We start from the raw sequence: 23,629 nt of genomic DNA, 5'->3' as shown, positions 1-23,629 counted from the left end.
ACAGCCCCTTCGGCGGTGATGGAGGAGGGGCGTCCTCGTGGATCCGCAGCAGCTCAGTGATGTGAAGCGGGCGCTGGGTCGAAGGCTCGGCAGGTGGCGTAGGACGCGTGGGCTGACTCAGGACGATGTCGCGCGGCGGGTGCACAGCACCCGGAGCACGGTCGCCAACGTCGAGAGCGGCCGGCAGGTGGTGGACCGGGTCTTCTGGGCGCAGTGCGAGTCGCTTCTCCAGGCCGGCGGCGAGTTGATCAGCGGTTATGACGAGTACCGGTCCCTTGAGGTTCGACACCAGCAGGAGAAGGCCGAGGCGGCCCGTCATGCCCGCTGGGGAGCGGTCCTGGATCGCCGCGTGATCGCCGAGGCGGCGCAGCGCCGGCAGCCGTCAGTCGCTGACGCCGGCCGTCGCGAGGAAGACGGCAACCGTTCGGCGGCCCGCCTCCTGGCCCACCTTCGCCACCATTTGCTCGCACCCCATCAACCGGAACAGGCGATCGACCCGACCATGCTCGCGGAGGTCCGTCAACGGGTCGCGTACATCCACAGCCTCTACCAGCGTGGCAACTACGCTGAGATGATCCGGGAGCTGCCCAACACGATCGAGCAGGCGGACTTCCTGACCCGCGTCTGCGCCGACAACCATCGCATCCGAGCCGCTGCCGTTCTCGCGGCGGCGAACCTCGCCGCTTCCAAGGTCGCCGTCAAACTCGGCGACCCCAGCCTCGCCTGGATAGCTGCCGACCGAGCCGCTCGCATCGCCACCGACCAAGCCGAGGACACCGCCCTCGTCGGCGCAGCGGCGTTCTCCGTGGGAACCGCGCTGCTGGCCATGCCAAACCGCACCGACAGCGCTGAGGCGGTGGTGCTGTCGGCCCTTGACCATGTCACAGGGAACCCACATCCACACGAGTCGCGGACACTATCGATTCAGGGAGCACTGACCCTGCTCGCAGCCTTGGTCGCCGCCCGCCAGGCCCGGCCCGACGCCGCCGAGCGGCACCTGGACGAGGCGTATGCGCTAGCCCAACGGATCGGCGCTGACCGCAACGACCTCTGGACCGGCTTCGGACCAACGAACGTCATGATTCACCGCATCAACATCGCCGCCCGAACAGACCGACCACAGCTAGCCGTCCATCTCGGCGAACAACTCGACACCTCATCGCTGCCGAAAGCGCTGATGAGCCGCCGCGCCCAGGTTCACCTCGACCTCGCAGCGGCCTACGCCACCTCAGCCGACAGCGATCCCGCAGCCGTGCTGCACCTGCTCGAAGCCGAACGCATCGCCCCCCAGACGGTGCATGTGCACGCCAGAACACGCCACCTGATCGGTGACCTACTCGCCCGTGAACGCCGTGCCGTCACCCCCGGCCTGCGAGCACTCGCCGAACGAGCCGAGATCACCGCGTGATGCCCGAACCTGTGAAGACACGGCTGCTCTACCTGGTTACCTGCGCCGCTCCGCCAGCCCGGCACATCACCGAACTGGTGGAAGCGACACAACGCGACGGCTGGGACGTGCACATCATCGCGACCGAAACCGCCTACACCTGGCTCCCCACCGAACAGTTGGCTGCGGCGACCGGGCACCCCGTCAACTACCGGCAGCGGCACCCCGACGAACCCAGCGACCTGCCACGCGCCGACGCCATCGCCGTCGTCCCGGCAACCTTCAACACCATCAACAAGTGGGCCACCGGCATCAACGACAGCCTGGCCCTCGGCATCCTCAACGAATCCCTCGGTACGGGCCTACCGATCATCGCCTCCCCCTACGTCAAACCCACCCTGGCCCGCCACCCCGCGTTCAACGCCCACCTGCGACTACTCGCCGACCACGGCGTACGGCTCACCTCCACCCAAGCCCTACGCCCTTCACAGGATGATGAGCCCCTCCGCTGGCAAGTCATCCTCAACGAACTTCACGCGCTGCCCATTCCGCAGCAATAACAGGCGCCGACAACTAACTTGATCTTTAACCTGCGGTTGGGTGTTGTGGACCCCGGTTGATCATGAAGGCAGCCCTTGATCGATCATTCTTCTTGTCGAGGGAAGAAGATCAGGATCAAGGGCTGTCTGGTGATCAGTGTGCATGATGCCGACCCGATGGGTGTGCTCGGGCGGCTGACGGTGTTCCGTCGTGAGTTCCACCGCTGCCTGACCGCTCGTGGTGACGCGTTGTTCGAGCTCGCGGATGCCTTGCTGTGCGGCGATGGCCCGGTGCGATCGCTGGTGGAGTTGTCGCTGGTCGGTGAACATCGGCGGGGCCACGGCTCGCTGTACGCGGCGTTGAACCGTGGCCGCGTCGACGTCGACCGGTTGCGGACCGCCCTGGCCGCTGTGCCGGTGCCGCGCGCCGCTGACGGGCGGATCGTCCTGGCGGTGGACGTGACGTGCTGGCTGCGTCCGGAGGCGCACACCTCACCACAGCGGGTGCTGTGTCACACCTACGGACGCGGCAAGGACACCCACATCATGATTCCGGGTTGGCCGTACTCTCTGGTCACGGCATTGGAGACCGGGCGCGGTTCGTGGACCGCGCCGTTGGACGCCCGCCGGTTGGCACCGGGCGACGACGCCGCCTCAGTCACCGCCGGGCAGGTGCGGGAGGTGGTGGCGCGGCTGATCGCGGCCGGGCAGTGGCGCCCAGGCGATCCGGACATCTGGATTGTCGCCGTCGCCGGCTACGACGGTCCCCGGCTGGCGTTCCTCCTGGCTGACCTACCCGTGCGCCTGCTGGTACGGATGCGCTCGGACCGAGTCCTGCGCAGACGCGCACCGCTGGCACGTACCGGCAACGGCCGCCCACCACGGCACGGAGGCGAGTTCATCTTCGGCGATCCGACCAGTTGGGGCACCCCGGACGCCGAGAGCACCACGGTGACCCGCCTCTACGGCACCGCGACCGCCCGAGCATGGAACCAACTGCACCCTCGGTTGACCCACCGCACCGCCTGGACAAGCCACACCGGGACACTGCCGATCATCGAGGGCACCGTCATCCTGCTCCGGGTCGACCGGCTGCCCTCGGGCGCTATCGCGAAACCGGTCTGGCTCTGGTGGTCACACCCGCAAGCCACCACCGCCGAGACCAACCTGCTCTGGCAGGCGTTCCTGCGCCGCTTCGACATCGAACACACCTTCCGCATGCTCAAGCAGACCCTCGGCTGGACCAGCCCGAAGCTCCGCGACCCGCACGCCGCCGACCGCTGGACCTGGCTCGTATTGGCCACCTACACCCAACTGCGCCTCGCCCGAGGAGCCGTCGCCGATCTCCGCCGCCCATGGGAACGCCCCGCGCCACCCGAACGACTCACACCCGCCCGAGTCCGGCGAGGGTTTCGGCACCTGCACGGCAAAGCCGGCACACCCGCCAGCGCACCGAAACCCTCCCGACCAGGACCCGGCCGACCACCCGGACTACCCAACCACCACCCCGCAACCCGCCATGACGTCCACATCGTCACCAGCACAGAACCGAAAGACAGCCCGAAGAAACCAAAGAAGTCGACGACCCCAAGGCCACGCCGAACAGGTTAAAGATCAAGCTAAGGCCTGTTTCATAATCTGGTCAGGGACTGTAAGATGAGCGACCCTCGCCCGGCCTATGCTGCGCCGAGCTGTCAGGACTTTCGCGTTCAGCGATTCTGGCCGACTCCGTTGTCGTAGTTGTTAGCGTTTCGGGTTGACGCCGCAGAGCGGCTGGCGGTGAGACAGGGCGTTCGGGGCCCGGCCGACGTACCGTGGTGTCGGCGGTGGGTGGGACAATCGACCTGTGCCTGCTGATCCCGCTGCGGCTACGCGGCCTGAGTCGAAGCCCGTGACGCTTGCGACCGACGTCATCCCTCTCGGTGAGCGCGCTCAGCGCAGCATCCTCGACCACGTGATCGCCATCGGCGACGAGGCCGAGACGACCTACCTCGAGGTCAAGAGCAGCCTCGATCTCAGCAGCAAGGTCGGTGTGGCGAAGGTGGCCAAGTTCCTGCTGGGAGCGGCCAACCGACGTCCGCGCGAGGCGGCAACGCACTTTCACGGCTACGCGGTGCTCGTCATCGGCGCGCAGAAGGGCAGCACGCCGGGCGTCCCCCGTGGGGTCGAGGCTCACGAACTGGAGGACCGGCTTCGTCCCTATCTCGGGCCGCAGTTCCCCGCGTTCGAATTCGGGAGGATTGGCGTCGGCGACGGCGACGATCGCGAGGTGCTGTTCGTCATCGCACAGCCACCGCAGGATGGTCAGCCGATCTTCCCGTGCCACAAGGGCTTCCAGGGAGAGGACCGGCGCGACAACCTCGAGGACGGCGCGGTCTACGTGCGGGGAACCAGCAACACCCGCCCGGCCCGGGCCGGCGAGGTGCTTGCTCTCGTCGAGCGGGCTCGCGGAGGCGGCAGAGCGCCGATCGACCTCCACGTGGAGATCCTCGGCTCGATCGGGCGCGTTGACCGCGTTGACGAGGTTCTGGAGCGCCTGTACGACTTCGAAGAAGAAGCGTTCAGTAAGCGGCACCAGCCGGACAAGAGCACTTTCGCGTCCACATCGATGCTCCTGGCATCAAGCGTCCTCGGAGGCAGACCGCCGCAGACGGCAGAGGAGCGAGCGGAGTGTCTGGACGCGTGGCGGAGCGAGAAGCCCGCCCATGTCGCGCAGGGGCGAGAGCACTTCCTCGGTGTCGGTCTGCCTGGCATAGGAATCAGGGTCGTCAGCCGCGACCGGTTCGTCGCGAAGCCCCATCTCATCGTGACCTTCCATGGATGCGAAGTCTTCGACTACCGCGAGGCTGACGAAGCCGACTACAACAAGGTAGTCGAGCCCGTCCTCCCACGGCACGACCTGCTCCGGCCGGCATTCGGCCCCAGCGAACTTCGGATCACGCCGCGCGGCTACCCCGTCGTGTGGACCAACCGAGGCGACGACGCCGAGGTCGTGCTCACGCCGGACTCGTTCCGACCGAACGTGGCATGGACCAGCGACCAGGACGACTACGTGATCCTCGCGCGGGACTCGCAAGCGGGATCGGTGTCCGTGACGTGGGTCCTGACAGAGGACGGTAGCGACGCGGTCGCCAGGGGTGAGTTTAAAGTCACCGCGGCCGAGCTCATCGACGCCGCGGACCTGTTTGAGACAGCGTTTCTCAAAGGCGAGTGACGGCCGTGCGCCGGACTCGCTGGGCGAACAATGCGGTGGCGACGTCGGGTGCGACCGGAATTGGCCAGCGCCGGTCGCTCTGCGGGAGGCGTGCCGGATGTGGTCGGGGGCGTCGGAAGCCGTTGTGGGGGATGACCGTCGCTGCTGGCATCGGCTACTGTCAGCGTGCCGTGAGGGATGCGTAGCGAGCGGTGACAGCCCCTCTGGCGGTGATGGAGGGACGTCCTCGTGGATCCGCAGCAGCTTAGTGACGTGAAACGGGCGCTGGGTCGAAGGCTCGGCAGGTGGCGTAGGACGCGTGGGCTGACTCAGGACGATGTCGCGCGGCGGGTGCACAGCACCCGGAGCACGGTCGCCAACGTCGAGAGCGGCCGGCAGGTGGTGGACCGCGTCTTCTGGGCGCAGTGCGAGTCACTTCTTCATGCTGACGGCGAGTTGATCAACGGGTATGACGAGTACCGGTCCCTTGAGGTTCGACACCAGCAGGAGAAGGCCGAGGCGGCCCGTCATGCCCGCTGGGGGGCGGTGCTGGATCATCAGGTGATCGCCGAGGCGGCGCAGCATCACGACACGTCGTTCCTGCCCCGGGTCGATGCCGTGGCGGCGGAGGCGGCGTTTGTGGGGGCTGCGGACGGGGCGTACGTTGGGGTGCAGCAGGCGATCAGGGTCGCCGCGCGGGAGACCAGCGAACACGCGATGAACGCGGGGGCGAGGGCCGTGTCAGACCTCACCGTCGAGCAGCTACGCGACGACGCGATCCGAATGGCCCAGAGTTACGGGCAGTTGACGCCGGCGGTGGCGATCACCGAGACCTTGCGGGTGCGGGCACTCGCCGTCGAGGCTCTGGGGCGCACGCACCGGCCCAGTCAGCAGCACGAGTTGTACCTGATCACCGCGCAGGCGGCGGCGTTGCTGGCCAGCGCGAGCGCGGATCTGGGTCTGTGGACGTCGGCGATGCGGTACGCCCGGGCGGCCGACACCTACGGTGAGATCATCGGCCACCCTGGTGTGCGCGCATACGCGCGGGGGATGCAGGCCACCATCGCGTACTGGACCGGCCGCCACGAGGAAGCCGTGCGGTACGCGATGGCAGCGGTGGACAGCGCCCCGTCCGGGATCGCTCAGGTGCGTGCCCAGTGCGTGTTGGCCAGGGCCTGGGCGCATCGGGGTGCGGTCGACCAGGTCCGCGAGGCACTCGCCGCAGCCGACGACGCCCGTGCTGTCGATGGTGACGACGTCCTGCACGACGCTATCGGCGGGGAGTTCGGCTTCACCGCGTCCCAGCAGGCGCGATGCGCGAGCACCGCCTGGTTGCAGGTCGACGACCTGGACGAGGCCACGAAGGCGGCAACCGCCGCGCTGCGGTTGGCCGCGACGCAGGACGCCGCCCCGTGGTCGACCGTTGAGGGCGAGGCCCGAGTCGACCTGGCCACCTGCCACCTCGCCGGCGGACGGCTCGACGCCGCGCAGGAGACGCTGGCACCGCTGTGGTCGATACCGCCCGAGTGGCGGCGCACCGGTCTGCTCGGACGCTTGGGCAGAGTGCAGGAGGCGCTGTCGACGCTGCGGTGGCGTCAGGTGCCCGAGGCGCGTCAGCTCGCCGAGCTGGCGAGTTCCTTCGCCACGGCCCGGCCCGCTCCTCCCGCGCTGCCGTCGCTATGAGTTCCGGGTCAGCCGCGCTGGTGCCAGGCCTGCAGTAGCTCGCGTTCCCGCTCGGCGGGGATGCCGTGGTCGGCGGCTCGGCCTGCTTCGCCCTCGCCGGTGATGGCGCTGCCGCCTGCGGTCATCCACGACCAGGTTTCGTTGACGGTGTCTCGTAGGGGCCTGCAGGTTAGTCCTGCTGCGGCGGCGCGGGAACTGTCGACGGCCCACACGCCGGGGTGGGTGCGCCAGAGCGGCAGCTCCGTCCACTGCTGCACACCCTGCTGGATCAGCCAGTCCGGGTCGGTCCACACCGGCCGGGTGCCGGCGTCCGTCACGGCGACGCAGGCGTCGACCAGCTCGGAGAACGTCGCGTGGCCGACCGGTGCGGTGACGTTGAACGAGCCATGCTCCCGTCCTGCCGCAAGGGCCAACGCGAACGCGGCGGTGTCGCGCACGTCGACCGGTTGGATGGGCCGCTCTGCGGGCCCCGGCACCAGCAGTTGACCGCCCCGGGCAGCGCGTGCCAGCCACCAGGTCAGCCGACCTACATACTCGCGAGGCCCGAGGATCACCCCGGGCCGCAGCACCACGGCCCGCTGTTGCCCGACAGCGTGGACGACAGCGTTCTCGCAGCCTGCTTTCAGCGCCCCGTACTGGCCGGCGTAGCCGAGGTCGGCGCCGAAGGTCGCGTCGGCGTCCGGCGGGCAGTCGAAGACCGGTGAGTCGTCGTGCAAGGGCTCGTTCGGCCAGCCGGTGTACACGTTGACCGAGGACACGAACACGTAGCGGCCGACGACCGGCGCGAGGGCGTTCGCGGCGGCGAGGACCTGGTGGGGGACGTAGCCGATCGTGTCGATGACGGCGTCCCACGGGCCGTGTTCGGCCAGTCTCGCCCAATCCTCGGGGCGTTCCCGGTCGCCGTGGACGGCCTGAACGCCGGGCAGGTCGGCGGCGGAGACGCCGCGGTTGAAGGTCGTCACCGACCATCCTGAGGCCAGTGCGAGTTCACCGAGAGTGCGCCCGAGGAACCAGGTTCCACCGAGTATGAGCAGCCGCATGCCCGCCATCATTGCCTATGGTCAAGCGACCGGCACACCCAGCGCGTCTCGCGGAGGAGGCCCCACTCGCAACCCCACAGAGCGCGTTGTCGTCGCGACAAGGCCAGCGCGGAACGGGTACGCAAACGTTCAGCGGAGAGGCGAGTTCGCAGTGACACAGCGGCGGCGGTGAACGCACGCGACGGCCGGGTGTTGATGGTGCGGGAGCGCGGTCCTTCCGGTCGCCACGACGGCCAGAGGTACTGGACACTGCCCGGTGGTGGCATCGGCGTCGGCGAGACAGCCGAGGACGCCGTCCGTCGCGAGGTTGTCGAGGAAGTCGGTCTTCGGCCCGTGGCCGTGCGGTATCTGCTCGACGTGCCGTACCCGTCCGGGTCTGACCTCCTGCTTCGCGGTGCAGGTCGCCGACGGCGAACCGAGACTCGGTGATGACCGCCTGCCCTGTGACTGCCCGGCGATGGGGGGCGTGGACTGGGTACCGCTGCCCCAGCTTCAGACTGAGACGCCGGGGCTGCCCATCCCGACGATGATCGTCGTCTGGGAGCCGCCGACGTAGGCATGAGTGACCACACGTGCGCCCAGCGACAAAGCCGCCAGACGGCTCTGATATGACCGGATCATCGTCGCGTTCTGTTCGCGCTCGAGTGGAAGCCGGACCGCAGATCGCTCTTCGAACGAGTGGATGAACGACATCGGGGCCAACATCGAAACAGCAACGCCAAGATCTGGCTGTGGCCCGGGGGGCAACGGCGCCCGCCTGAAGGGCGAGATCTGCCGGGCCGGTCAACCGCCTCACGCTGGCGTGGTCACCGCCCGCGCAATGCGCCGTCCGACAAGCCGCTGCGCCGTGGAGAGCGGGTACCACGCGGCACTCCGGACCTCCGTCTCCTGGATATGCCCTACTTCCGCCCGCGCCGTCACGAACGAGTAGCCGAAGTCGAGTTGGAAGTGTTCCGGCTCGTCCTTTGCGGGCCGTGCCGGAACCTTCCCGTACTCGACGTAGACCGGGACCTCCGACGCAGGGAAGAGTCCGCTGGGGTCAACACCGGTCTCTTCCACCAGCTCACGCGCGGCGGCGCTGATCAGCGTGGAATCAGCCGCCTCAAGATGCCCTCCAGGCTGCAAGGGTATTCCGTAGGCGAGGTGATCGACAAGCAGCACATCCGTGCCGCAGACCAGGAGCGCACCCACAGTTACGTGCATCGAGAAGTTTCGTCGCGAGGCGAAACCCGCCCCTTCAGCCAGCAACCGCAGCGGCTCGGACAGCGACACGGCATCGTCGGGATAGCGTGCAAGATAGGCCGAAAGCGCACTCGAGATGTCCGAATCACTGATCGACACGAGTCGGCCCCCAGCCTTTGAGCCCAGATGCGCAGAAAGCTTCAGCCGAATGGCGTACGAGAAGAGGGACTCGCACTCTACATGGGAGCCTGGGTCGCGAGCGCGTGCCACGCCGCGTGCGTCCCGTCATGCTCCGCTTGCTCGGTTGAATCCGCGCGACGCGGAAGCTAACGTCGATGACGTACCCGAATGGGGGCCATGCCTCCGGTAGGGCGGAGCAGGATGCTCAGCTGATTCCGAGATCGGCCTCTGACCTACGGGTCACGCCGAGCGGCAGTTCCCCGCTCCGGGTCCTGGAACGTGCTCTGGTCGCTACTGCGGCCACCCACGCCAGAGACCACAGCCTTCCTCGTCGGGGCCGCCTATGCAGGCGGCCCCGACGACTTCGCCCCCGCATGCCCCATGGAAGGTCGGCCAGTAGGCACCGGGATCTGGCTATCCGGCTGCGAGGACCGCGAACACCGCTCCGCTGACCAGGTACGGCCCGAACGCGAGGTGGCTGTGTCCGCGCGCGGCTACGCCAAGGGCGACGGCGCGGGGTGCGGCGAGGAGGTAGGGCAGTATCGCCCCGAGGAGCACGGCAGTCCAGCTGGTAGTCCCGAGGGCCAGGCCGAGCATTCCGGCGAGTCGGACGTCGCCCATCCCCATTCCGCCGCCGAGTAGCGCGAGTAGCAGGTAGACCCCAGCGAGCAGTCCGCCGGCCGTGATGGAGTTGACGAGGATCCAGGGCTGGCGGGCGACGGTGGCAGCGACACTGGCCATTCCGACCAGGGTGGCTGCGGTGGCGAGCACGATTGGGGTGGGTAGCCGTCGTACTACCACGTCTACGCACGCCAGCAGGAGGCCGGCACTGGCTACCAGGAGCCACGCTGCCAACAGCACCAGGGCTTCTGTGGTTGTGGGGTCCAGCCGCCAGGCCAAGGCGGTCGAGGTGACGGTGAGGATGCCGCTGAGCAGCGGCCACGCGGGGCCGAGGTTTCGTGCGCAGTTTGCGCAGCGGTTGCCGACGACGACCCAACCCCGCACCCCGGGCTGGAAGGCCAGTTGGCAGTGATGGCAGACGGCACGCGGTGGCGAGTCGGTCGGGACGGACAACCGGTAGGTCGGTCGCGGAATCAGCGTGCCGGCACCTGCGCCGAGGATGCCAGCAGCGAGTATGACCGCCTGGCGCATCAGCCCGTGCCTTGCCGGTGGCCGGGTGGCGCGGTCACGGCCTGCTGGTTGGCCGGGTGCTGGTCACGGGGGCGGCGCTGTCGTGGTACCGCTCGGCCCACTGTTGGATCTCCTGCATGAACCCTAGGAGCAGCGGGATGAGCTGCCGCCCGGCGGGCGTCAGCTGGTACAGGAGGCCCTCGTCGTTGCTGCTGCGACCGATCAGGTCCCGGTCCTGCATCCGGCGGAGTGCCTCGTTCAGGGACTTCGCGCTCGGCGTGGGCCGGATGGTTTGGAGCAGGTCGGTGAAGCGCATCGGCTGTTGCTGCAGCGACGTCAGGATCTCAAGGGTCCAACGGTGTCCACAGAGTTTGACAGCGGCGTAGAAGGTCTCGAACTCCTGCATGCACCTTCCCCCGTCCGGTCGAGTATCCGGGGAAGTGTAGGGGGCGCGGCGCGCTTCGGGAATAGCGGATTTCGTCAGAAGCCAGGTAGAAGCCCATCATTAATAGAGGTTCTTGGATCTATCTGGCGATGGGTGGGTGTGGTCCCGCACGCGTGGGCGAGGGCCGCGAGGGAGTCGGCGAGCGCTGCGCCGAGCGCGGACAGGCGGTAGACGGCTCCCGGGTCGGGGATGTCCCATGTTCCCGCTGGCGAGTCTCGCCGCACGAGGCCGACGGCGGCGAGCCAGCTCAGGTCCTCGCCGAGGTGCTTTCGCGCGCGGCAGGCCCGGTCGAGTCCGAGTTGCTCGATGGTGCCTTCGCCGTGATTGCTCAACGTGACAAGAGCTAGGACGGCGTGGGGGCGCCTACCCAACTCGGCGGCGAGCTCATGCGGTGCAGGGCTCCCGGAAACGGCGCTCATGCGGCGACCCCTTCGCAACGGTTAAAAGATTCTACGGCTTCCATTCCGTTCGGTCATAGTGTCGCTAACCTGACATCCGGGATAATTTTCGTCCCGATTCTTCCTCATATGTCGCGGGCCGGGGGGCTTACTAAAAGGTAACTACCGACAGGTAATCACGTTGCGGTAACCGTGGGTGAAGGGTGTAGAGGTGATCGCAGACATTGAGATGTGGAACTTCCACGGGGGATTCATGGTGGGGTCGATCGAGGCCCGGCAACTGCATGGCGCCGGGAGTTCAGTAACTATCAGTGAGCGGCAATGCCAAGAGGGCTTGCGAAGTTGCCAGAGCTTTCTTGCTTCCTCGCGTTTCGCCCGACCGGTTGCGGTTCTAGGCGTCGCGATCGCGGTGGGATTGCTCACCGGATGCACTGGCGGCGGTAGCCCGGAAACCGAGGCCGGGCCGACGACTCCCGCCATGTCTGCGCCTCCGCAGGACGCACGCGGAAGCGCAGAGGAACTCGCGTTGAACGCCTACCGCGGCATGTGGAGCGCTTATGCCAAGGCAGGCTTGACGGCGAACCCAGACGAGCCGGATCTCGCCAAGCACGCGAGCGGGACGGCGCTTGCGACTCTCCGCGAAGGGCTCTCCAACGCCAGGCGGGACGGACACGTCATCAAGGGTGAACTCGGCGCAACCCCCCAGGTGACCGAGGTCAACCTGTCGAATCAGCCCGCGACCGTGAGCATCGCTGACTGCCTCAACACCGAGAAGTTCCTCACTTACACGTCGTCCGGTGACCTGGTCGATGACGAGTCGGGTGGACGCAGACTCACGAAAGCTACGGCCACGAATCTCGGTACCGGCGAAGGCTGGAAAGTAACCGGCCTCGGCATACAGGCGGTGGGCACATGCAGTTGACGAGATGGAAAAGCAGATCCCTGCTAATCATTGCGGTTGGCTTTTTAAGCCTCATCCTCCTGACTCCTACTGCGCACGCTGGTGATGGCATTGGCGGTATCGACTGCTCGCAGTTTCCTCACGCTCAGGAATGCACCGTGTCCGTCGGCACTCCGGGCGGCACGGGAAACGGTAACGGTGGTGGCGACAACGGTGGTGGCGGTTCTGACTCCGGCGGCGGTGAGGAGTCGAAGTGCAGGTACGAGCGTCTCGAGCCGCAGGCTCCGGCTCCCTCTGGTGCCGGTGGAGGCGCGTGGTACCAGCAGATTTGCCAGCTTGACCAGGGTGGGGTTTCGGTGAGCCAGGCGATGTGGCTGGCGGCGGGGCAGGTGGCTGATCCGCAGGCGTTGGGTCAGGTGGCGGTGTCGCGGTTGCGGCTTCTGGCGCCGGGGATCCGGACGAATCCTGAGGCGGCGAGTGGGGTGCTGGTTCAGGTGCCGGTGTGGCTGTGGGTGGATGGGCCGACGTGGGGTGTGCGTCGGGCGACGGCGTCGGTGCCGGGGATGTCGGTGACGGCGACCGCGACGCCGGTGCGGGTGGTGTGGAGCCCGGGCGACGGGACCGCTGAGGTGGTGTGCCAAGGGCCGGGGTTGCCGTGGCGCGCGGGTACGGATCCGCAGGCGGTGTCGTCGTGTGGGCACACGTATCGGGTGAGTTCCGCGGGTGCGCCGGGTGCCGTGTTCACGCTGCGGGCGACGGTGACCTGGTTGGTGAGCTGGGCTGGTGGTGGGCAGAGCGGCACGGTGCCGCCGTTGACGACATCGTCGTCGGTGGCGTTGCCGGTGGCGCAGTCCCAGGCGATTGTGGCGGGGTAGCGGTGACTGCCACCGTTGAGCGTCCCCGAGCGGGGCAGCATGTGACGCGGCAGGCCGGTGCGGCGGTGCCGTCGCGGCCGGGACGTCGCAGCAGCCGTCGGGTGGTTCTGGGAGCCTTGTTGGTCCTGGCCACGGTAGTGGTGTTCTGGCAGGTGGAACTGCGGGTCAACGCGGACCAGTCGTACCTGGCGGTGGCGCGGCCGGTGTCGGCCGGGCAGGTGATCGCGGACGCGGACCTGAGGGTGGTGCGGGTCGCGAACGCCTCCGGTCTGGCGTTGCTGCCGGCCGGTGAGCGCAGTCAATGGGTGGGTCGCAGTGCGGCGGTGCCTCTCGCGGCGGGCAGCCTGCTGACGGCGGAGCAGGTGGGGCCGGTGGCGTGGCCGCCGGCCGGGCAGGCGGTGATCGCGTTGCCGGTGAAGCCGGGCCGTGCCCCGGCCGGGCTCGCGGCGGGAGCGCGGGTGGTGGTGCTCGTGGTGCCGGCGGTGACCGCAGGGCAGCCGGTGCCGCAACCGGGCAGCAGTACGGGACCGAACTCGGTGGCCGGGGTGCACCGTGGCGTGGCCACGGTGGTGTCGGTCGAGGTCGGCGCCGACCAGGTCGGCAGCCAACTGGTGACCCTGTTGTTGGCGGCGGACACCGCCGAGGCGGTCGCGTCGGCGTCAGGCGACGTGTCGTTGGTGCAGCTCGGGCCGCAGGGGTGAGCCAGATGTTGGTGGTGTGCGCGTCGGCGTCCGGGTCGCCGGGAGTGTCGACGGTCGCGGTGGGTTTGGCGGCGGGATGGGCGCAGCCCGAGACGCTGCTGGTGGAGTCGGACCCGTCGGGTGGGGTTCTCGCGGCCCGGTTCGGGCTCGCGCAGCAGCCGGGGCTGGCATCGTTGGCGGCGGCAGCCCGGCACGGGGGCGCGGGAATGCTCGGCGAACATGTGCAGCGGCTCCCGCTGGGGGTCGACGTGGTGGTGGCGCCGGGATCTGCTGACGTGACGGCCGGGTCGGTCGGTGTGCTCGCCCGCCATGCGGGCACCGTGCTGCGGGGTCTCGCGCCGACGGTGGTCGTGGACGCGGGTCGGCTCTACCCGGCCAGCCCGGCAGTGGACCTCCTGGCGGCGGCGGACGCCGTGGTGCTGGTGGTGGCGCCGACGACGGAGTACCTGGACCACCTCGACTCCCGCCTGGCCGGCCTGCGGGACGTGGTGAGTGCCGACCGGGTCGGGCTGGTGCTCGTCGGTAAGGGCGTGTACCCGGCGGCGGAGATCGAGGGCAGGCTCGGGGTTCCAGTGTGGGCGGAGTTGCCCCGCGACCCGCGCGGCGCGGGAGTGCTCGGCGGCAGGTTGACCGGCCGGACCTGGCATCGCACGCCGCTGGTGCGGGCGTTGCGGGACCTGGCCGGGACGGTGCGGCAGCGGGTGCCGAACGCCCGTGACGCGGCGGGTGTGGAGGTGGTGTCCCGATGACGGTGCCGAGTCCTGCCGGTGGGATCGCCGCGCCGCCGGATGTCGTGGCCCGGCTGCGGGGGCGGGTCAGCGACCGTCTCGCCCAGCGGGGTGCGGTACTGGCCGAGGCGCAGCGCAGCGCGCTGATCGCCGGGTACATCGCCGAGGAGTTGGCCGGCAACGCGCAGGCGGACATCGCGGCGGGCCGGACACCGCTGACGCCGCAGGTCGAGGCGGCGGTCGCCCGGGCGCTGCGGGACAGCTTCACGGGGTTGGGCGGGTTGCAGCGGTTGGTCGACGACCCGGACGTCGAGGACATCTTCGTCAACGGCTGCGACAACGTGTGGATCCGGACCACGGGCGGCCGGGTGGAGCGGGTGGCCGCGGTGGCCGCCTCCGATGAGGACCTGATCGGGTTGGTGCGGGTCGCTGCCGCGCGCAGCGGTCAGGAGGAGCGGCGCTTCGACCGGGGCTCGCCGGGGTTGTCGCTGCGGTTGCCGGGTGGGCAGCGGTTGTTCGCGGTCATGGCGGTCAGCAAGAGGCCGAGCCTGTCGATCCGCCGCAACGTGCTGCGCAGGGTCACTCTCGATGACCTTGTGCGGCGCGGCGAGCTGACCCTGGGTCTGCGGGAGCTGATCGCCGCCCTGGTCCGGGCTCGCAAGAACCTGGTCATCAGTGGCGGCACCGGAGCGGGCAAGACCACGCTGCTGCGCGCCGCCGCAGGGGCGATGAGCCCGTTGGAGCGGATCGTCACGGTCGAGGACGCCTACGAGCTGGGGTTGGACGAGGACGCCGACCAGCATCCCAACACGACCGCGTTGCAGCAGCGGGAGCCGAACCTCGAAGGTGTCGGTGGGATCGACATGGCCACGATGGTGCGGTGGGGGCTGCGGATGCGCCCGGACCGGGTGATCGTCGGGGAGTCCCGCGGCGCCGAGGCGGTGCCGATGCTGATGGCGATGTCGCAGGGCAACGACGGCTCCATGTGCACCCTGCACGCTTCGTCCAGCAAGCAGGCGTTGACCCGGCTGGCGACCTACGTCATGCAGGCCCCGGAGCGGTACCCGTTCGACGCGGCGAACATGCTCATCGGCCAGGCCGTCGACTTCGTGATCCACCTGGCGACCGCGACCGACGGCACCCGGGTGGTGTCCTCGATCCGGCAGGTCCTGGAAACCGACGGCACCCAGGTGCCCAGCAACGAGATCTACCGGCCGGCCCGCGACGGCCGGGCGGTGCCGGCGGCGCCGATGCGCGCCGACACCCTCGACGAACTGGTAGCCGCCGGCCTGGACCCGGACCTCCTGGCGAAGGACCGGTGGTAGCGGTGCGTCCGATTCTGCTCGGCCTGGCCTGCGCCGCAGGCCTGATCCTGATCATCGACGGGCTGCGCCGCCGCCCCGCCGGTCCGACGCCGTCGCGGCTAGCCCGCCGGGTGTGGACGTCGGCGGACCGTACCCGTGCGGTCGCCGCCGTCGTCGGCGGGTTCGCCGCCGCCGTGCTGACCCGCTGGCCGGTGGCCGCGCTGCTCACCGCCGTCGCGGTCTGGACGCTGCCCCGTGTGCTCGGCCCGGACCGGGACCACCACCGGTCCCTGGCGCGGATCGAGGCGGTCGCGACGTGGGCCGAACTGCTGCGCGACACCCTGTCCTCGGCGGCCGGGCTGGAGCAGGCGATCACCGTGACTGCCCCGGTCACCCCGGCGCCGATCCGCGCGCAGGTGCAGCGCCTGGCCGACGCCGTCCGCACCGGGGTGCGGCTGCCCGTCGCGTTGAGGGCGCTCGCCGACGAGCTGACCGACCCGACCGCCGACCTGGTGGTGCGGGCGTTGCAGCAGGCCGCCGGCTACCACGGCGGGCAGCTGACCGAGAGCCTGACGAGTCTGGCCGCGACCGCCCGGGAGCAGGCGCAGATCCGGATGCGGGTCGCGACCACGCGGGCCACGACCCGCACGGCGGCGCGGGTCATCACCGGCACCTGTGTGGTGATGGTCGCCGGCCTGATCCTGCTCAACCGCGGTTTTCTCGCCCCCTACGGCACGCTCACCGGGCAGATGGTCCTGCTGGCGGTCGGTGGCGTCTTCGCCGGCGGGTTCTGGTGGCTGGCCCGTGCCTCGCGGATTCCCCAGCCGCCCCGCATCCTCAGCGCGCCACGGACGTCGGCATGACCGGCAGTGTCCTGACCGCGGGCGCGGTCGCCGGGTTCGGGTTGCTGCTGATCGCCACCGGCCTGCGGCCGGCCCGCCCGTCGCTCGCGCGGGCACTCGATGCCCTGCGTCGCCCGCCCGCGCCGGCCGCCGATCCGCTGCCGTGGCGTACCCGGGTCCTGTCCACCCCGTGGCGGGCCTTCGGGCTGCCACGGCCCCGCACCCGGGCGGACCTGGCGGTCCTGGAACGGCCAGTGGCCGTGCACCTGGCGGACCAGACCCTCGCGGTCCTGGCCGGGCTGCTGCTCCCGCCCGTCGTGATGGCGCTGCTCGCCTCCGGCGGCACGACCTTCGGCGCCCAGATTCCGCTGTGGGCGTCCCTGGCCGGCGGCGTCGGGGGGTGGTGGCTGGCCGAGACCACCGTGCACGCCGAGGCGCAGCGGCGCCGCGACGAACTCCGCTACGCCCTGTCAGCCGTCCTCGACCTGGTCGTCATCTCCCTGGCCGGCGGCGCCGGCCTGGAGCAGGCCCTCGACGACGCCTGCGCCGACACCAACGGCTGGGCCGCCGCCCGGCTGAACCGGGCGGTGGCGACCTCCCGGCTGCTGCGGGTGCCGCCCTGGCAGTCCCTCGGTCAACTCGGCGAAGACACCGGTGTCGTCGAGCTGCAGGAACTCGCGGCCACGATGAGCCTCGCCGGCGCCGAAGGGGCCCGGATCCGCACCTCGCTGGGTATCCGCGCCGCCACCATGCGCGCCCACCAGGCCAACGCCCTTGAGGCCAAGGCCAACTCCGCCACCGAACGCATGAGCATGCCGGTGATGCTCCTCGCGATCGGCTACATGATCTTCCTCCTCTACCCGGCGGTCGCCGCCATCGACACCTTCTAAAACTGCACAGATCGAACAGAATCGCACCGAAGGAGCACCCCTCGTGCCCAGAGCACTCGCCCTCCTGACCCTTGTCCACCTCACCCTCACCGACCGGATCCACCGCCTACGCGAGTCGAAGGACCGCGGTTCCGAGACCACGGAGAAGGTGCTATGGATCGCGTTCCTGGTCCTGCTCGTCGCCGCCGTGTACGCGATCTTCCAATCGAAGATCATCACGAAGATCACCGGCATCACCCTGTAGCCATGAGCACCGGACGCCGCACCAGACGCTGCCGCCGGCTCGGTGGTGACCGCGGGTCGGTCACCACCGAGGTGGTGCTCTACGCCCCGCTGCTGATGCTGCTCGTCCTGCTGGGGGTGCAGTTCGCGACCTGGGGGATAGCCCAGCTCGCCGTGCAGCACGCGGCGAACCACGCGCTGCAGACCACCCGGATCGAGGGCGGCACGATCACGGCCGGCCGCGCGGACGCCGACACCGTGCTTACCCAGGTCGCCGGCAGCCTCGTCAGCGACCGGCGGATCGCGGTTACCCGCACCGCCGACACCGCCACCGTCCAGATCACGGCCACCGCACCCCAGGTCGTGCCGTTCCTGTCCCTGTCCGTGTCGACGACGGTGTCCGCACCCGTCGAACGGTTCCGCCCGGACCTCGACACCCTCGGCCTCGCCGCAGCCGGCGGAGGCCGCCGGTGAAGGCGCGCACGGCGCCCGCCGACACCGTCCGGCCCTACGGCCAGCGCCTGGCCGCGTTGCGCGGCGACGAGGGTTCGGTAAGCACCGAGATCGCCCTGACCTACGTGCCGCTGATGGTCCTCGCCGCCCTCGCGGTCGTCGCCTGCCTGCGGCTGGCCTCCGCCGACAGCGACGTGAACGCCGCCGCCGCGGCGGCGGCCCGCCAGGCATCCCTGGCCCGCACCCCCGCCGCAGCCATCGCCGACGGCAGGGACGCCGCCGCGGCGACCCTGCAGGGACGGAACCTGACCTGCCAACCGCACACGACATCGATCAGCACCGGCGCGATGATCCCGGGCGGCGTGGTCTCGGCCACCGTGGTGTGCACCGTGCACCTGGAAGACCTGTTCGGCCTGGGACTGCCCGGGACGGTGACCCTGTCGGCCACCTCGTCGCAACCCGTCGACCGGTACATCGGGTCGACCCCGTGAACCGCCTACGCACCCGCCTGGAGCGGGCCCGGCGGGACGACCGCGGCCAGGTCACCCCGTGGACCATCGTCGGCGTCGTCATCGTCCTGGTCCTCGCCGGCCTGGTCCTCGACCTCGGCCTGGGCATGTCGGACAAGGTCCGGCTGCTCGACGTCGCGCAGGCCGCCGCCCGGGCCGGCGCCCGCGAGATCGACCTCGCCACCTACCGCACCACAGGCGCCATCCAACTCCAGCCCGCCCAGGCCGCCGCCGCGGCGCGGGCCTTCGCCCAGCAGGCCACCGCCGACGGGCAGGTCACGGTGTCCGCGTCCACCACCACCGTCACCGTCGCCATCACCGCCACACGGAAGACACAACTCCTGACCATCGTCGGGATCACCGGTCTGCCGGTGTCCGCGACCGCGACCGCCACCCCGCTGACCGGCGTCACCGCACCCTCCTGACCAGAGCCGCCTCGCACCACCGGGAGACCCAGTGTTCGCATTCCTCGCCGCCACCGCCCGCCGGCTGGCCGGACTCGGGTTCCTGGCGCTGCTCACCGCCGGCGTGCCGTACGCGCTCGTGCGCTACGTCGGCTGGCCGCTGCCCCGCCAGGTTCCCACCTGGTCGGACGTCGGCGTCGCCCTCACCTCACCGTTGACCGACAGCATGCTCGGCAACGCCGTCGTGTGCCTGCTCTGGATCGCGTGGGCGGCGTTCATCTGGTCGCTGATCGCCGAGATCGCCGAAACCGTGGCGGGCATCCGCCTGCCACAGCCCAAAGCCATCGCCCCCGCCCGAGGACTCGCCGCGCTCCTGGTCGCCGCCGTCGCCGGCGGTGTCCTCGCCACCGCCGCCCAGGCGGCACCGGCCCTCACCGAGCCCGCCAACGCGACCGGACACCGCGCCCCCGCGTCCCACATCGGCCCCGAGACGGCGGTGGCCGTGCCTGCCGCACCCGCCCCGACACAGGCGCCCGCCGCCGCAGCTCCTGCCCTGCGGCTGGCCGCCGGCCAGATCACCCTCGTCGCCGCCGGCCAGGACTACACCTGCACCGTGCAGCGCGGGGACACCCTGTCGGAGATCGCCGAGGAGTGGCTCGGCGACGCCAACCGCTGGCCGGAGATCTGGGCGTTGAACCGGGGCACCCACTTCGACACCGTCGGCGGCACGTTCACCAGCCCTCACCTCATCCACCCCGGCTGGACCCTCGAACTACCGGACGACGCCGTCCCACCCGCCGCCGCCCGCCCCGCAACCCCCGCGCCCCCGCCGCCGCCCGCGGCCGAGGAAGCACCCGGAATACCGGCGGCCCCAGAGGTTCCGGCGCCTGCCCCGTCGGCGAGCGAGCCGGCCAACCCCACGACCACGCCGCCACAGCCGAGCCCCACCGTCAGCCGACCCGCCGACGACGGCGTCACCGAACCCACCCCCGCCACCCCGCCCACCCCCGCCCCGGCCACACCGGTCGGCACCCCCGGCGGCCCCTCCGCCGACGCGCCCGCCTCTACCAGCCCGTCGGCCCAACCGGAGCGTCCGAGCGGCATCGCGCTGCTCACCGGAAGCTGGATCGACCTCGGCCTCGCCGTCGCGATCGCGGCAGCCGCCGCGCTGGTGTGGGCCCACCGCCGCCGCCGCTACCAGCCGCGACCTCCCAGCGCCCACACCCGCACCGACGATGCCGACCTCGACCGCATGCCCGACGTCGTCGCACGGATCCGCCGCAGCCTGCGCGCCGACGCAGCCGAGGACGACAACCAGGCAGACATCCCCGACACCACGACTGCCAGCACCGCCACCGCGCACGATCACCATCTCCTCGACGACGATGAAGGCCAGGCCGACTCCGAACCGTCCGGTGACCAGCGGTCCGCCACCCCGGTGCCGGTCGTGCCGGCACTGGACAACCCGCTGGTCTCCGTGTGGCCACCAGCCGGCCTCGGACTGACCGGACCCGGCGCGGAGGCAGCCGGCCGAGGCTTCCTCACCGCCGCCCTCGCCACCGGCGGCATCGACAACCCCGACGCCCGCAGCTGGGTGGTCATCGGCTCGGCGACCGCCGCCACGCTGCTGGGCGCCGCCGCCGTAGCCCTGCCCGAGACACCCCGCCTGACCGTCACCGGAGGCCTCGACGACGCCCTGGACATCCTCGAAACGCAGACGCTGCACCGCACCCGCCTGGTCTACCAGCACGAGGTCGACACCATCGCCGAGCTGCGCCACGCCGACCCTTACGAGGAACCGCAACCACCGATCCTGCTCATCGCCGACGCGACGGCCAGCCACGAACGCGCCAGGATCGCCGCGCTCCTGGCCCAGGGACAACGCCTCGACATCCACGGAGTCCTACTCGGTCCCTGGCCCGACGGGGATACCGTCGTTGTCGACACCGACGGCACCACGACACCCGCCGACGGGGAAACCCGCCACGGCGCGCACCCGGCAGACATCGGCCGGCTGGCCGTTCTCACCCCGGCGGAAACGATCGACCTGCTCGCCACGCTCGCCGAAGCACACACCGGCGAACACCGGCCCTCCGCACCGACCGTGCCCCCGCCGCCCACTACCGGTCACGGCCCACGACCAGCGTCAGCCGGTACGCCGGGTATTGACGAGCCGGGCCAGGCCGAGCCGGGTCAGGCAGCGGCCGGTGCCGACACCCCGGTGCCAGCCACCGCCGGGGTCTCGGCCCTCGCCGTAGCGCCCCGCGCCGACCCGCACACAACTCCCGCAGGCGACACCTCGGCCGAACAAGGCGAAGAGCAGCCAGCCCTCACCGGAGGACGGGTCGAGGTGCGCGTACTCGGCGGCGCCCGCATCGTGGAGATGGACACGACCGTGCCGCTGCGGGCCAAAGCGCTCGAACTGCTGGTCTACCTCGCCGTCCACGACGGCGACGCCGCACAGGACAGCATCCTCGACGACCTGCTCCCCGAGGCCCCGGCGGCGAAAGCACCACACCGCCTGCACACCTACGTGTCCGCGCTGCGCAAGACCCTCGCCCGCACCGGCGGACCCGCCACCTACCTCACCCACCCGTCACGCCGCTACGCCCTCACCCGGGACGCGTTCGACACCGACCTGTGGCGGATGCGCGACGCCCTACGCGACGCCGAACGTGCTCGCGACGACGCCGACCGGATCGCCGCGCTGCGCCGCGCCGTCGACGCCTACGGCGGCGCACTCGCCGAAGGCTTCGACTACGAATGGATCGAAGCCCACCGCGAGGGCATCCGCCGCCAAGCCCTCGACGCGCACCTCGCCCTCGCCGCCGCGACCGACGACCTCACCGAAGCCCTCACGGTCCTGCACGCCGCGATCCGCCACGACCCGTACGCCGAACCCGTCTACCAGCAGGCGATGCGCGCCCACGCCGCGCTGGGACACCTCGACGAGATCCGCGCCCTGCGCCGCACCCTCACCCACCGGCTCGAAGAGATCGACGCCGAACCCAGCGACGACACCGTCGCACTCGCCGAACGGCTCATCGCCGGCCTACGGCAGCGCCCCGCCGGGCAGCCCCACCCCCGCGACACCGGACGACACCCGTGACACCGCACCCTGCGGCGGCGCCCGAGGCGACCCACCACCGGCCATCCGACGACCCCGCCCACACCAGCGGCGACGGCCCGTACGCGGCGAACGGCCGCCGCAACGGCACCGCACCGCCGACAGCCGCGCCCACCACCAGCCCCACCCCGCCGCGACCCGGCGGGCAGCCGGCGCCGGGCAGCCGCACCACGACCCCGATGACCCGCGACGCGCTCGACGCCGACCTCGTCAACGCCGTACGGCGCACCGCCCAGATGCGGATGGCCTTCTACGTCCTGGTGCTGCTGGTCGCCCTCGTCGGGCAGGTCACCGGTGCCGTCCAGACACTCGGCATCTCGGTGATCGTCGCGGTCCCGGCCGTCGCCGCTCTCGAACTCGGCGGCGTGGTGGTGATGGCCAACGCCGACGTACGCCGCCGCCTCGGCGAGCGGGCGATCGCCGCCCGGATCCTGTCCGCCGCGATCGCCGCCGGCGCCGTGGCCTTCAACTGGATCGTCCACCCCGACCACCTCGTCGGCGGCTTCTACGCCGGTATGTCCGCCCTCGGCTACCTCGTCTGGCTCATGCACGCCGGCAACCAACGCCGCGACCGGCTCCGCGCGACCGGCGACCTGCCACCCACTCCGCCCGCCTACGAGGTGTTCGGCCACTGGATCCGCCACCCCGTCATCACCTCACGGTCCCGGACGATCGCCAAGGCCAACGGCCTCGACCTGTACGAATCCATGACAGCCGCCCGCGCCGCGATCGCCCGGGAACGCCGCGACGCCGCCATCGCCACCGTCCTGCACCGCAAGATCCGCGCCGCCGTGGACCCCACCACCGCCGACATCGCCGTACGCGTCTACGACCTCAACGAGATCGCGACCCGCCTCGCCGCCACCGCCGACTACCACGCACTGACCGCCCTCCTCGCCGCCGACCTCGCCCCAGAAAAGATCACCGCCGCTGCCGCAGCCGGCCACCGCCGCCGCCGCTGGCCCCGACGAGAAGCCCCCGCCGCCGCGATCCCGACGCCCCACCCAACATCGGCCCAGCCACCGCCACACCCGCCAGCCATCCCCCCGCGAGAACCCCAGCCAGCGCCCGTTCGGAACCCCGAGCCCGCCCCTCACGACGGTCACGGTGCGCAGAGCCAGGACGACGCTGGCCCACCGACGGGCGAACTTCCGCCGGAGGAGTTCACCGGCACCGGCCGAACCGACAACGCCACCGACGGCACCAGCGACGACGAGACAGACGACGATCAGGACGCTCCTCTCGACGACGAGGACGACGACAGGGACTCGGAGGTGCCCACGGCAACCGCTCAGGCAGTGGCCTACTGGCTACGCCGAGAACCGAACATCGAGCCTGAACGACTCGCCGAGAAGATCGGAAAGTCGCTGCGCTCGGTCTACCGCTACCTGCCACCGGACTACCCCCGGCGGCCGGGAATCGCCAGGGAACGGACACGGCGACGCCCCGGCCACCCACAACAGAACGGCCAGAGCGAGTGACGTCAACGGCCGTC

24 protein-coding genes are annotated in these 23,629 nt (G+C 70.5%); 18 read left to right on the top strand and 6 right to left on the bottom strand.

The features are described from left to right. Positions 1-37 precede the first annotated feature (37 nt). The 5 genes from ACIG87_RS26585 (at position 38) to ACIG87_RS26565 (ending at position 6,802) form a co-directional block, all read left to right on the top strand. Positions 38-1,408 carry a helix-turn-helix domain-containing protein gene (locus tag ACIG87_RS26585; RefSeq protein ID WP_396854126.1) on the top strand — a complete coding sequence of 457 codons (1,371 nt, stop codon included), beginning with the start codon at positions 38-40 and terminating at the stop codon, positions 1,406-1,408. Beyond that, positions 1,408-1,947, top strand: coding sequence for a flavoprotein (locus ACIG87_RS26580; protein ID WP_396854124.1), 540 nt, complete (start codon positions 1,408-1,410; stop codon positions 1,945-1,947). The genes ACIG87_RS26585 and ACIG87_RS26580 overlap by 1 nt, the downstream gene beginning before the upstream one ends. Before the next feature lie 129 nt (positions 1,948-2,076). Continuing rightward, positions 2,077-3,537, top strand: a complete 1,461-nt coding sequence (locus ACIG87_RS26575; protein WP_396854171.1) for an NF041680 family putative transposase — start codon at positions 2,077-2,079, stop codon at positions 3,535-3,537. A 280-nt stretch (positions 3,538-3,817) separates the two neighbouring features. Beyond that, entirely contained in the window at positions 3,818-5,140 is a 1,323-nt protein-coding gene (locus tag ACIG87_RS26570) for a hypothetical protein (RefSeq protein WP_396854123.1), read from the top strand. Positions 5,141-5,368: 228 nt separating this feature from the next. After that, entirely contained in the window at positions 5,369-6,802 is a 1,434-nt protein-coding gene (locus tag ACIG87_RS26565; RefSeq protein WP_396854122.1) for a helix-turn-helix domain-containing protein, read from the top strand. 8 nt (positions 6,803-6,810) lie between these two features. Here ACIG87_RS26565 and ACIG87_RS26560 read toward each other — a convergent pair whose 3' ends face one another. Then, complete coding sequence (locus ACIG87_RS26560) at positions 6,811-7,842, bottom strand: NAD-dependent epimerase/dehydratase family protein (RefSeq protein ID WP_396854121.1); 1,032 nt, start codon at positions 7,840-7,842, stop codon at positions 6,811-6,813. Positions 7,843-8,037: 195 nt separating this feature from the next. On the opposite strand from ACIG87_RS26560, the gene ACIG87_RS26555 reads away from it, so the two are divergent. Beyond that, positions 8,038-8,271: an NUDIX domain-containing protein gene (locus ACIG87_RS26555; protein ID WP_396854169.1), complete on the top strand. Its 234-nt coding sequence runs from the start codon at positions 8,038-8,040 to the stop codon at positions 8,269-8,271. A gap of 63 nt (positions 8,272-8,334) precedes the next feature. Here the strand turns inward: ACIG87_RS26555 and ACIG87_RS26550 are convergent, their stop codons facing one another. The 4 genes from ACIG87_RS26550 to ACIG87_RS26535 all read right to left on the bottom strand — a co-directional run bounded on the left by ACIG87_RS26550 (position 8,335) and on the right by ACIG87_RS26535 (position 10,741). Further along, the gene (locus ACIG87_RS26550) at positions 8,335-8,535 is read right to left on the bottom strand and encodes a hypothetical protein (protein WP_396854120.1); all 201 of its coding nucleotides are present in this window, start codon (positions 8,533-8,535) and stop codon (positions 8,335-8,337) included. A 99-nt stretch (positions 8,536-8,634) separates the two neighbouring features. Further along, positions 8,635-9,183 carry an NUDIX hydrolase gene (locus tag ACIG87_RS26545; protein WP_396854119.1) on the bottom strand — a complete coding sequence of 183 codons (549 nt, stop codon included), beginning with the start codon at positions 9,181-9,183 and terminating at the stop codon, positions 8,635-8,637. A gap of 435 nt (positions 9,184-9,618) precedes the next feature. Beyond that, positions 9,619-10,356, bottom strand: a complete 738-nt coding sequence (locus ACIG87_RS26540) for a prepilin peptidase (protein ID WP_396854118.1) — start codon at positions 10,354-10,356, stop codon at positions 9,619-9,621. Positions 10,357-10,390: 34 nt separating this feature from the next. After that, a complete protein-coding gene (locus ACIG87_RS26535; protein ID WP_396854117.1) occupies positions 10,391-10,741 on the bottom strand; it encodes a winged helix-turn-helix transcriptional regulator in 351 nt (116 codons plus the stop codon). Positions 10,742-11,389: 648 nt separating this feature from the next. Between ACIG87_RS26535 and ACIG87_RS26530 the strand changes: the two genes are divergently transcribed. Further along, positions 11,390-12,100, top strand: a complete 711-nt coding sequence (locus ACIG87_RS26530) for a hypothetical protein (RefSeq protein ID WP_396854115.1) — start codon at positions 11,390-11,392, stop codon at positions 12,098-12,100. Between the two features lie 469 nt (positions 12,101-12,569). Here ACIG87_RS26530 and ACIG87_RS26525 read toward each other — a convergent pair whose 3' ends face one another. After that, entirely contained in the window at positions 12,570-12,995 is a 426-nt protein-coding gene (locus ACIG87_RS26525; protein WP_396854114.1) for a hypothetical protein, read from the bottom strand. Positions 12,996-13,055: 60 nt separating this feature from the next. Here ACIG87_RS26525 and ACIG87_RS26520 point away from each other — a divergent pair, with 60 nt between their 5' ends. The 11 genes from ACIG87_RS26520 (at position 13,056) to ACIG87_RS26470 (ending at position 23,615) form a co-directional block, all read left to right on the top strand. After that, positions 13,056-13,655, top strand: a complete 600-nt coding sequence (locus ACIG87_RS26520) for an SAF domain-containing protein (RefSeq protein ID WP_396854113.1) — start codon at positions 13,056-13,058, stop codon at positions 13,653-13,655. Between the two features lie 5 nt (positions 13,656-13,660). Beyond that, positions 13,661-14,404, top strand: coding sequence for a hypothetical protein (locus ACIG87_RS26515; protein ID WP_396854168.1), 744 nt, complete (start codon positions 13,661-13,663; stop codon positions 14,402-14,404). Further along, a complete protein-coding gene (locus ACIG87_RS26510; RefSeq protein WP_396854111.1) occupies positions 14,401-15,708 on the top strand; it encodes a CpaF family protein in 1,308 nt (435 codons plus the stop codon). The genes ACIG87_RS26515 and ACIG87_RS26510 overlap by 4 nt, the downstream gene beginning before the upstream one ends. Positions 15,709-15,710: 2 nt before the next feature. Further along, positions 15,711-16,550, top strand: coding sequence for a type II secretion system F family protein (locus tag ACIG87_RS26505; RefSeq protein ID WP_396854109.1), 840 nt, complete (start codon positions 15,711-15,713; stop codon positions 16,548-16,550). After that, on the top strand, positions 16,547-17,419 hold the full coding sequence (locus ACIG87_RS26500) for a type II secretion system F family protein (protein WP_396854108.1): 873 nt from the start codon (positions 16,547-16,549) through the stop codon (positions 17,417-17,419). Before ACIG87_RS26505 ends, ACIG87_RS26500 begins: the two co-directional genes overlap by 4 nt. Before the next feature lie 43 nt (positions 17,420-17,462). Further along, the gene (locus ACIG87_RS26495; RefSeq protein WP_189041393.1) at positions 17,463-17,663 is read left to right on the top strand and encodes a hypothetical protein; all 201 of its coding nucleotides are present in this window, start codon (positions 17,463-17,465) and stop codon (positions 17,661-17,663) included. 2 nt (positions 17,664-17,665) lie between these two features. Continuing rightward, positions 17,666-18,115: a TadE/TadG family type IV pilus assembly protein gene (locus ACIG87_RS26490; protein WP_396854106.1), complete on the top strand. Its 450-nt coding sequence runs from the start codon at positions 17,666-17,668 to the stop codon at positions 18,113-18,115. 89 nt (positions 18,116-18,204) lie between these two features. After that, on the top strand, positions 18,205-18,585 hold the full coding sequence (locus ACIG87_RS26485) for a hypothetical protein (protein ID WP_396854167.1): 381 nt from the start codon (positions 18,205-18,207) through the stop codon (positions 18,583-18,585). Next, complete coding sequence (locus ACIG87_RS26480; RefSeq protein WP_396854104.1) at positions 18,582-19,028, top strand: pilus assembly protein TadG-related protein; 447 nt, start codon at positions 18,582-18,584, stop codon at positions 19,026-19,028. Before ACIG87_RS26485 ends, ACIG87_RS26480 begins: the two co-directional genes overlap by 4 nt. A gap of 31 nt (positions 19,029-19,059) precedes the next feature. Next, entirely contained in the window at positions 19,060-22,116 is a 3,057-nt protein-coding gene (locus tag ACIG87_RS26475; protein ID WP_396854102.1) for a BTAD domain-containing putative transcriptional regulator, read from the top strand. Then, positions 22,113-23,615 carry a hypothetical protein gene (locus ACIG87_RS26470; protein WP_396854100.1) on the top strand — a complete coding sequence of 501 codons (1,503 nt, stop codon included), beginning with the start codon at positions 22,113-22,115 and terminating at the stop codon, positions 23,613-23,615. The genes ACIG87_RS26475 and ACIG87_RS26470 overlap by 4 nt, the downstream gene beginning before the upstream one ends. The last annotated feature ends 14 nt before the right edge of the window (positions 23,616-23,629 follow it).

This window comes from Micromonospora sp. NPDC051925 (genome assembly GCF_044548625.1).
Taxonomy (GTDB): Bacteria; Actinomycetota; Actinomycetes; order Mycobacteriales; family Micromonosporaceae; genus Micromonospora.
This window is presented reverse-complemented; position numbering and strand designations above follow the sequence as displayed.